Origin of the sequence: Fluviicola sp. (assembly GCF_030151805.1) — a bacterium.
Taxonomy (GTDB): domain Bacteria; phylum Bacteroidota; class Bacteroidia; order Flavobacteriales_D; family Crocinitomicaceae; genus Fluviicola.
Window position 1 is genome coordinate 1 of sequence record NZ_JASLCN010000079.1, and the last position, 3,871, is coordinate 3,871.

General features: G+C 40.3%; 4 protein-coding genes. All 4 read right to left on the reverse strand.

Annotated features, from left to right (window positions below):
• Positions 1-64 precede the first annotated feature (64 nt).
• On the reverse strand, positions 65-577 hold the full coding sequence (locus Q1V93_RS03165) for a hypothetical protein (RefSeq protein WP_300661337.1): 513 nt from the start codon (positions 575-577) through the stop codon (positions 65-67).
• A gap of 333 nt (positions 578-910) precedes the next feature.
• Complete coding sequence (locus Q1V93_RS03170; protein ID WP_300661339.1) at positions 911-1,819, reverse strand: histone deacetylase; 909 nt, start codon at positions 1,817-1,819, stop codon at positions 911-913.
• A 2-nt stretch (positions 1,820-1,821) separates the two neighbouring features.
• Positions 1,822-2,397 carry a DUF6272 family protein gene (locus Q1V93_RS03175; protein WP_300661341.1) on the reverse strand — a complete coding sequence of 192 codons (576 nt, stop codon included), beginning with the start codon at positions 2,395-2,397 and terminating at the stop codon, positions 1,822-1,824.
• Between the two features lie 47 nt (positions 2,398-2,444).
• Positions 2,445-3,871 (reverse strand): gliding motility-associated C-terminal domain-containing protein (locus tag Q1V93_RS03180; protein ID WP_300661344.1); only part of this gene is annotated, 1,427 nt, incomplete at its 5' end.

The window sequence follows — 3,871 nt, forward strand, 5'->3', positions numbered from 1 at the left end:
GGGATAACGATCCTTTCCTTTTTTGCAGGAAAGAAAAACAAGAGACAAAAACAGGATCGAAAGTCTATAGCTCATAATAGTAAGTTAGTCCAACAAAATAATTCCACATAAAAAAGTGGTTTCTTTTCTGCGAATAAGCATCGTATTTCCATTCCAAAGCCGGACCAATTCCTGCATTCAGCGCCACTTTGTTTTGCTTTCCAAAGATGAAAGCAGCTGCAAAAAAGCCTTCCGTAGTGTGAATAAACGGATGCTTCACCGGAACTTTGCTATTTAAATTGGAGTATGCCAACCGGAAATACGGTTTAATCGAAAACCAGCCTGCTAACCGGAAATTATATCCGATGTCATACCCGATACTCGGTCTGAATTGTCCCTGAAAAATGGTTTTATTGATTCCAAACCCCGCAAATGCATCCTGAACGAGGTTTTTCCTGCTGATTTGACCGCGAACGTGAAAAAAGAAATCTTGTGGATGGTAATTGAGATCTGCTCCGAATGAATACTGTGTGGAATCCTGGCAATTTCCCCAAAAAGCAATCAAAAAAATCAAAGGAAAAGCAAGTTTTCGAAACATGCTCCAAAAATAAGGAATGCCAGAGTAAAACTAAAGTTTTGGACACTTTTTACAGTGATATCCCTTGCGTTTGTATTTCTTACAACAATCTTTCTTCTTGTCACAAGAACAATTGGAGCATGCGAATAGAGGTAAAATCGTTTGCTGTGTGGAAACTTCTTTTTTAACCATCTTTATTTAGACTAATTCTATACAAAGGTAAAATTAGAAAACAAATAAGCAAGAATTGTTTATAAAAATTTTGCTTTTAATCTATTTAAGGAACTGAGAATGAAGAATCCAAATAGAAATGGAGAATCAATAAGTTGTTTGATCAAAGAAAACATTTGAACATTACTTAGAAAACAATTGATGACTCAATCGAAATACATGCATATGTGCATTCACAATGTCGCGGACTTCTTTACTGTATCCGCCGCCCATGCTGCATACCAACGGAATGTTTCTCTGTTTTGCACTATTCAGGACAAATTCATCCCGCAAACGGATTCCATGCTGTGTCACTTTTAGTTTCCCCAATTTATCTGATTCAAGAATATCTACTCCGCACTGATAGAACATAAAATCCGGATTAAATTCATCCAGAACCTGTGACAATTCGGTTTTTAGCCGGCTCAGATAAGTCTTGTCGTCTGTGAACGTTTCCAGGTCCACATCTTTATCGGATTTTTCCTTGTGTATCGGGTAATTCGCTCCACCATGCATGCTGAAAGTGAACACTTCAGGTACGTCTGCAAAAATCTCTGCAGTTCCGTTTCCCTGGTGAACATCCAGGTCAACAATTAAAATGCGGTGAAACAACCCCTGGTCCAGAAGCCATTTTGCAGCAATCGCCTGATCATTGAGTAAGCAGAAACCTTCTCCTCTATCGGAAAATGCATGATGTGTTCCTCCTGCAATGTTCAATGCAACGCCTCCATGAATAACTGCTTCTGCACACATGCGGGTTCCTTCCATGATTCTCAATTCACGATCTATCAGATCTTCATTGTGAACAAAGCCACTCACCCGTTGTTCTCTTGGTGAACAATTCAGACTCAATAATTTTTCCAGGTAAGAAGATGAATGAACTTGCTTCACGTATTTCAAATCAATGGAACCAGGAGTTAAAAATGCTTCCGGATCCAAAATCCCTTCGTATTGCAATTGTTGGTAAATCAATCCGTATTTCTCCATTGGAAACCGATGATTGCTCGGAACGGAATGAATATAAGCAGGATGATACGCTACAAAAAATGACATCTTTAGGCTTGTACTCTGTCTACATCTGTTGAAATTGTAAACAACATTAAATCGTCATTCACGGGTACGAACTGGTAATTCAGTGTGGATTTCGACTTCATTCTCATCGTAATAAATCCCAATCCGGCTCCGCCCTTGTCAGAGATTAATCCGTTATTAAGAGTTTCCAGGTAGAACGCTTTGACTTCTTCTTCTCCCATCGCATTGAGGCGATCCAAATAAGACGTTAATTTTTCCCTTTCCGAAAGTTCAGTCAGATTTCCCAATGCAATCCGGTAAGTGTTTTCATTATAAGCCAGAATGATCAATGCCTGTTGTTCGTTGTCCCATTTCTTTCCGTGGATCAGAATGTTCTGAAGTCCTTCGATTAAAATGGAAAAAACACGTTTAACCAACGTTTTTTTATCCCCGGCTGAGATCATGAACTCCTCAATGCTCAAGGTAAAACTGTTGATCAAATCCTGGTTCAAAGGACCGAAATGCGCAACCTGAACCGAACTAAAACGATTTTCCTTCACATCCTGAATCCAGGATGCCAATACTGTTTTGGGTTCTATGTGAAGCGTACCAGGTTGCATTTACTAGTTAACAATCGGTAAATATAACGAAGCAAAAAGGAACTTCTTTAATCAATGAGCAAATGCACATTTCCCTGCCACATTTTACCGTCCGCAGTTATTAATTGGTAGAAATATACGCCATCATCGAGTTTTACTCCTGTCATATCAATACCTCCCCAATCATTTTTATAGTTCCCGGATTCAAACACCACATTTCCCCAACGATTCTGGATTACCAACCTGGAATTTGGTTTCAGATTGGTAATGTAAAACTCATCATTGGTATGATCTCCGTTTGCTGTCACAATATTCGGAATCTTCAATTCTCCGAAAATCTGGAATCCTTTTGTAATGGAATCAATACATCCGTCAACCGATTCAATGACTAAAGTCATGTTGTAATCTCCTTCAACCTCGGAACTGAACGTTGTTGAAGATCCGCTCCCATTGGGTCCTACCCCTGTGATATACCAGTTGTAATTCTGAATAGTACCTCCTGTACTTGCATCTGTAAAGACAATTGTCTCTCCCGGAGAAGCCGGAGTACTTGCAATCGTGAAATTGGCACTCGGAGAAGGATTTGTTCCAACAACAATTGGTGTTCCGGTCGTTGTACATCCGTTGACGTCCGTAATGGTCAATACATACGTTCCCGCATCCAGGTTCGCTAAATTCAACGAAGTCAACGCAGTTCCTGACCATGAATAAGTATACGGACCATTTCCGGAAATCTGAATTCCATTGATTGTACCGTTATTCCCCATGCAATTTTCATTGGTCACAACCGCATTCGTTTGATCAATTGTTGATGGAGGAACAACTCCAACAAACAACATGGTTGTGTCTTTACAACCTCCGTTATCCGTTACAATCAATGTGTAATTTCCGGTTGCCAGGTTGGAAATGTCGAGTGTATTCAACGAAGCAGATCCGTTCCACGAATAAACGTAAGGAGTTGTTCCGCCGGAAACGGTAACACCCGTAATTGATCCTGATCCGACACCACAATTGTCATTCGAAACAATGGCATTATTCGTATTGATGACTACTCCGGAAGCCGTTGGTACCGTAAAGGTTTGCTGAATACTGCAATTTTGATCATCCGTAACGGTAATGGTATAGTTTGTTGCTGCAAGATTTGAAATATTCAAAGTAGTTGGCCCGTTCGACCATGAAACTACCGGATTGATTCCTCCAACTACCACTAAACCATTAATAGCTCCGGTACTTCCTGTACAAGTGGTTGGCGTAATAACCAATCCGCTCTGATTCAAACTCATCGGAGTAGCTCCACCAACCGAAAAAGGTCCTGCAGCAGCATTACAACCGAAAGCATCTGAAACCAAAAGACCATAAGTACCACTCGGAATATTGTTGTGATCAATTGTCGGGCTTACAGCTAAATTCCAGCTGTACGTTAAAGTCCCGGATCCTGTAGCAGTGATTCCTGTAATTGATCCGTCATTTCCGTCACAGCTTTCATTTGTAATAA